This window comes from Prevotella sp. MA2016 (genome assembly GCF_000619825.1).
Lineage (GTDB): Bacteria > Bacteroidota > Bacteroidia > Bacteroidales > Bacteroidaceae > Prevotella.
Map to the genome: position 1 here is coordinate 787,278 of NZ_KK211036.1, position 6,091 is coordinate 793,368.

At 48.4% G+C, this 6,091-nt stretch carries 4 protein-coding genes; 1 reads left to right on the plus strand and 3 read right to left on the minus strand.

Annotated features, from left to right (window positions below; translation table 11 throughout):
• Window positions 1–12 precede the first annotated feature (12 nt).
• The 3 genes from T360_RS0114160 to T360_RS15895 all read right to left on the minus strand — a co-directional run bounded on the left by T360_RS0114160 (window position 13) and on the right by T360_RS15895 (window position 5,437).
• Window positions 13–1,950, minus strand: a complete 1,938-nt coding sequence (locus T360_RS0114160; RefSeq protein ID WP_081772822.1) for an ATP-binding protein — start codon at window positions 1,948–1,950, stop codon at window positions 13–15.
• A complete protein-coding gene (locus T360_RS0114165) occupies window positions 1,947–3,299 on the minus strand; it encodes a HAMP domain-containing protein (protein ID WP_197019326.1) in 1,353 nt (450 codons plus the stop codon). Before T360_RS0114165 ends, T360_RS0114160 begins: the two co-directional genes overlap by 4 nt.
• A gap of 233 nt (window positions 3,300–3,532) precedes the next feature.
• The gene (locus tag T360_RS15895) at window positions 3,533–5,437 is read right to left on the minus strand and encodes a PP2C family protein-serine/threonine phosphatase (RefSeq protein ID WP_051523586.1); all 1,905 of its coding nucleotides are present in this window, start codon (window positions 5,435–5,437) and stop codon (window positions 3,533–3,535) included.
• Between the two features lie 346 nt (window positions 5,438–5,783).
• Here T360_RS15895 and T360_RS16615 point away from each other — a divergent pair.
• On the plus strand, window positions 5,784–6,091 hold a 308-nt coding region (locus T360_RS16615), incomplete at its 3' end, for a helix-turn-helix domain-containing protein (protein ID WP_231488192.1).

A 6,091-nucleotide genomic window follows, 5' to 3' on the forward strand; every position in this document is an offset into this window, starting at 1 on the left:
ACGTTAACGTAATCAGTTGTTCAAATCCACCCACGCTTCATCATCAGGGATAACAATGATAAAGCGAGAACCATCGGTATAGCTCTCATCCAGCTTCAGTTCGCCACCTATCAGGCGCACCAGCTGGCGGCACACTGGGAGACCTAATCCCAGACCTTCGCTGAACATATCGCCTTTCTCAAAATTAGAGAACAGTTTTGCGCGCATCTCCTCGCTGATACCAGAGCCTGTATCTTCTATCACAAACAGAATCTTCAGTCCGTCGGTGGTTACACTGAGTTTTATATGACCTTCGGTGGTGAACTTCTTGGCATTAAAGAGCAGCTCGTTGATGGCCTTGGTAAGGTATTCGCGATTGGTCTTAACAGTTCGCTCATCGGTCACATCCAACTCGGTAGTGAGCTCAAGGGTGTGGGGCGGTCGGGTGGCATAGATATAGGAGACATGATCCACCAGATCCTTGATATTCACACGCTCGCTGGTATTCACCTTCACATCCTTACCTGCATTAGAGGCCACCACCAGCATACTCACCATACGACTGATATGCACGGCATTGCTCTGCATCGTGTCCAGGATTTCACTGATCTCTTCTTCAGGAATGCTGCTATAATCATCGCGCAGCACTTGGGTGAAACCGTTGATGATGTTGAGCGGCGTTCGAATCTGATGCATCAGATCCTGCAGGAACGCGTTTTTCTTCTCTTCTTCTTGTCTCTCCTGCTCACTGGCTTCTAGCAGCTCGCGGTTCATCAGCCCGGCCTGTTCGTTGGTTTCGTGCAGACTGCTGATATGCCTACTCAGGGCCTGTTGCATCTCTGCAAAATTATTCTGCAAGCTGCCTATCACATCTTTGCGAGGACTGAACTCGATGGGCTCGTCGAAATGACCGTTGGTGATGTAGCTCAACTTGTGGGTGAGCGCATTCAGCGGGTCGATCATAAACGATATCACATTCATGCAGAACATCAGAATCAGCATCAGGCCGAAAGCGAGCGCGGGTATCAATATGTAGAGTAGTTTGTTATAGCCTGCAAACAGGTCGCTTTCGTAACAGATCAGCGCTATGCTCCAGGGGGCTTTGGACAGCGACTGATAGAACACGATGCACGACTCGCCATTCACCTTCACCTTCATCATACCCTTATGACCAGCCAGCATCTCATGCCCTAACGCTATCATATCCTGCTGCTTCTCAGAATCAACATCACTGAAGATGGTACGATGCATCAATTTAGTGGAATCAGGATGCACAAAGTACTGACCTTCAGGGCCTAACATGATGCTATACGAGTTGATATAGGGCTTATATTTCGATATCACCTGGGAGAGCCAGGGCACTGACAGGTCGGTAGAAACCACACCCACCAGCTGCTGCTGCTTGTCGAACAGCGGCATACAGTAGCTCACCACCATATCTGAGTAGTTCTGCGTTTCATTGCCATAGACATCCTCCAGATAGGCCTCCACCCAGGATGACTTCTGCTGCTTGGCAGAATTCTTATACCAAGGCTTATTCAAGTAGTTATAAGGGGCTTCGATTTTGGCTACAGTGGTGTCGGAGAGGTTATAGGCATAGACGGAGAAATAGCGCCTGTTTGGGAAATAATAGGGCTGTAGCGCTACTGAGCATCCATCAAAGTCGGGATTCTCTTTAGCCACCAGTCGCACGTAGTTCAGCAGCGAGTCGGGCGTCAGCCGGCTTTCGCTCAGATGCCACACGACCGTACGCGTGGCTGTCTCTACCTCATTCATCAGCTCGTTCAGGTGCTGGGTGGTGTTGTCAAGTTCTATCTCGGCACGCTCCAGCGCCTGCCTCTTCACCATCTGGCGAGAGTAGATAAACAGCACGCCAAGCGATAACGTGAACACCACAACCAGAAACATCAGGATGCGCAAGCTAAGCTTTAAAGACAGCTTTCTATTGATTCTATCCCACAGTATGCTCATGCTTCGTCCTCCTGTTTTTTAGTTGACACTTCGAGTACCTTGGCCAGCAGCTCGGTAACCGTCCGGGTTTTGTCGTCAACCTGATTCGACAGTTCCACAATCTGCTCCTGACTCATTTCTGAATGGTGTTCGCGCACCTCGGTCACCAGGCGCGATATCTCGTTGACAGGTGCTATCATCTGATCCGACATATTCTGCAGGAAAGCACCCTTCACCTTCTTGGCCTCGCGGATACGCTCCTGGGCGATAGTCAACTGCTTGTGCTGCTCGGCCAACTTCTGCTTGTTATTGGCGATATAGGCCAGATGCTTTCTGATACTGCGGCGCATGGCGATAAAGCTGTTGGTGAGACTACCCACCTCGTCGATACGCTTACTGGTCTTGATGGGGGTGTAATAATGACCCGACTTAATCTGACGGGCTGAACTCTCCAACTCACGCAACGGGTGCAGCTCGCGATGGATGAACACCCAGCAGAACACCATGATGGCCAGCAGCGACAGGATAACAACAACCACCATCAGGGGTATCATACTATTATAGTGACCCATAATCTCATTCTCAGGACAGAAAAGAGTCAACTCATACTGCTTTTCCTCAATAGGTCCATAAGCCACCAGATGAGTGCTGCCATAAATATTCAGGAAGGATATTCCTTTTTCGGCACTCAATATCTTATAGGCTGCAGCACTGTACTCTTTCTCAGGATGGGCTTCCATCAATCGGAACATGGCGCGAGGCCTGAGGAGGCTGGTGTCAGGATGAATCACAAACGCACCAGAACGCGTCACCATAGCGCCTTGCATATTAGGCAATGGGCGCAAAGCCATGACGGTGTCCGACAGCCAGTAGATGGAGATGTCAACACCATACACGCCTACCACCTCGTCGTCCTTCACCAGCGGGATGCTATAGGTGATGATGGGCTCGCCATCGGTACGATAGTCTTCATAGGGCTCCGACCACATCATCTTGTTGTGCGTCATGGGCGCTTCATACCAAGGCTGATGCAGATACGACTCATCGGCAAACAGGTTGCTCCGCAGCACCCTACCTTTATCACGATGGTAATAAATCATATAGTCCTTATCCTGCCGGTCGGGATAGAAACCTGGCTTGAAAGCAGCAGCGATACCAACGATATTGGGCTCGTGGGCCAGAACTTGCTTAATATAATTGCCTATCTCTACCGTATCGTTCAGGTTCTGCTCTACCCACCATTGGGTTTGGCGGGCCACCACTTCTTTCTCGTGCAACTTTTCGGTTACCACTATCTCAAACTTATCCAACAGGTCTTCGGCTTTACCAAAAGCTTCTGCCATGACGGCTTCGCGAGCATAGTAAAACATCAGTGAAAAAGTGGCAGCGAACAATATAGACACAAACAGCACAACCCATAAACTGAGCTTTGCAGACAGTGACTTTACAATTGTGCTTATCAAGTTCGGTTTCATTGTTCCAAATACTAATAGATCAGATTGTACGGCACAAAGATACAAATTATTTTTTATCCGCCAAATTTTTTGCAACTTTTTTTTCGCAACAAGGGGAGCTTGTTGCTTTAACAGGCTCCCCTTGCAGGTTAACTCAAACGGATGCAGAGCATCGTGATATCGTCGTTCGGATCGGCTCCATCGCGATGGTTGGTCACTGCCGTCTGCAGCGTGCTGATGGTCTGTCGCGACGACACGTAAGGCGTGTAGCGCACGATATTGAGCAGGCGATCGTCGCCAAACTGCTCTTGCTCCAGATTCTCTGATTCATTCAATCCATCTGAATAAACCAGCAGGGTACGATTCTTGATGGATTCTATCTCTTCTCCCACATACTCCAGATCGGGCCACAAACCAATTGGTGCGTTAGGCAGGATGTTCATAAACTCGGCCTTCTGGTAGCCGCAATCGATGATGGGAGGATTATGACCTGCGTTGCAGAAGCTCAGGTGACCTGTCTTCAGATCGAGCAGTCCGATGAACATGGTGACAAACATACCGTTGATGTTATCATCGCCAGAGAGCTCCTTGTTCATGATGGTACAGATGCGTGCTGGCGAAAGATGCTCGTCGGCCAGGGTGTGGAACAGGCGGGTAACCTGGGCCATGAACAGTGAGGCGGGAATACCCTTACCCGACACGTCGCCCACAGCAAAGTAAAGCTTATTGTCGTTGAACACATAGCCATACAGGTCGCCACCAACCTCCTTGGCGGGTTCCATATACGCGTACATATCTATACCACTGTGCTCAGGGAACTCATGCGGCACCATCGACATCTGGATGTCACGCGCAATACTGAGCTCATTCTCAATGCGCTCCTGAGTGGCTTTCACCTCGGCCATACGACGGGCATTGCGACGGCCACGAACCGTAAAGGCTGAGAAGAAACCGACAACGAGCACCAAGAAACCGCTCAATCCCAGTGTGCGCTGCTTGATGATACGCTCCTCCTGCTCAATAATCTTCTCCTCTTTCTTGAGCGAGGCGTAGATATGGCTCAACTGGTTGGCCTCTTCGTGCATATATTTTGTCAGAGTGGTGTCGAGACGTTCGCAAATGGTAGCTGCCTGCACATAGGCTGAGTCGCGACGACCAGCATGCAGATTGGCCTCGAACTTAGGCAGATAGTACTCGTGAATCCAGTCGAGCGAGATGCTGGGGCTATACACGGCCAGGGCCTTGTCGAGCGACTGGAAAATGATAGATGCCTCGCGATAGTGATGACTGGCCGAGAGATAATAAGCACGGTTGATGCGGCCTATCACGGTATGTGCCATATCGCTCTTCAGATACTGATTATAGGCCTCCTTGGCCTCCTCTTTTCTACCTAGATGCTCCAGGGCGATGGCCTTACAGATCTGAGCTCCAGCCAGATAACCCTCTACAAACTGAGTGGTTGTGGCAGGCATATCCTTGAACTCAGGCGCGTTGTAGTATTCTTCTACAGCTTCTTCGCAGCGCTCAACCCAAGGCAGCACACTGTCATACTGGGCATTGGTGGTGTAAGAGCGGATGATAATCTCAAACAGCTCGAAGTGGCGAGGATACCACTGAGCCAGACGAATCACACCTTCCTTCATGTCGTTAGACAGTTCATAGAACTTCTGGAACTGCTTCTCAGCTTCCACATAATCACCTGTGCACACCATACCGTCGCCAATAAAGGTGCCCAGACGCAAGTAGCTCTCCAGCGCAGTCTGGTCGGTCAGAGCCTCATCGAGCGAGAAACGCTGCATGGCATCAATGGCTGTCATCATCGATGTTTCGATATGGCCCTGATAACGAAGAATCATAGTGAGCTCTGAGGCTGCACAGATCTGGAAAAGGCGCTCCAACGAATCATTTGTGCCATCCTTCAGCATCTCTTGATACAGGGGCACTGCCTCATGAAACTGGTGATGCTTGTTGCACATCGGATAAACGTGAAAGAACTTACGACTGAGCGGAGTGATAGCACCCGCATTCAGCAAACTGTCGCCACGCTGTTCCATGCTGTCAACATTCTCCGGATCAAGCAGATTGTAAACTACGTCATCTTGAATCTTGTAGTCAAAGTGTTGGTCATCACATGATGCTAAACTTGTAAATAACAATAAAAATAATGAACAAAATCCTAAAAATTTAATTAATCTCATAAAATACTTGTTAGTGCTGGTTAAAACAATCTTTTTACGGCTGCAAAGGTAATGGAAATTTTCTGTATTCCAAGCGGCTATTATAGATTTTTAAGAAAACCGCTTTTTAGGTTTGAGTTTCCTATATAATGCAATAAAAATTGCCCTGTACGACGCATGAAGTGCACCCCGAAAGTTAGACAAAAAACTTTCGGGGTGTATTATGTTAAAGAAAAAGCAAAAGAGGCAAAGCCTATCAGACTATCTCCGTTATATGCATATGCTAGAGGAAGGATATAGTTTCAGGTATATCAGTAACCATTACGGTTCTGATGAGAAATTTCTAAAAGTATTATGGCAAAGATATCAAGAATTAGGTATAGATGGTCTCAAGAAAAGAAGTTATTTTCGCTCTACTCCGGAAATAAAGAGGCAAATAGTTCTTGATATTGAGAAAAATCATTTACCTTTGCACGCAGCTTCGATAAAATACGGTCCATGTACAACTCTGATAGTACGTTGGCTTAGGAT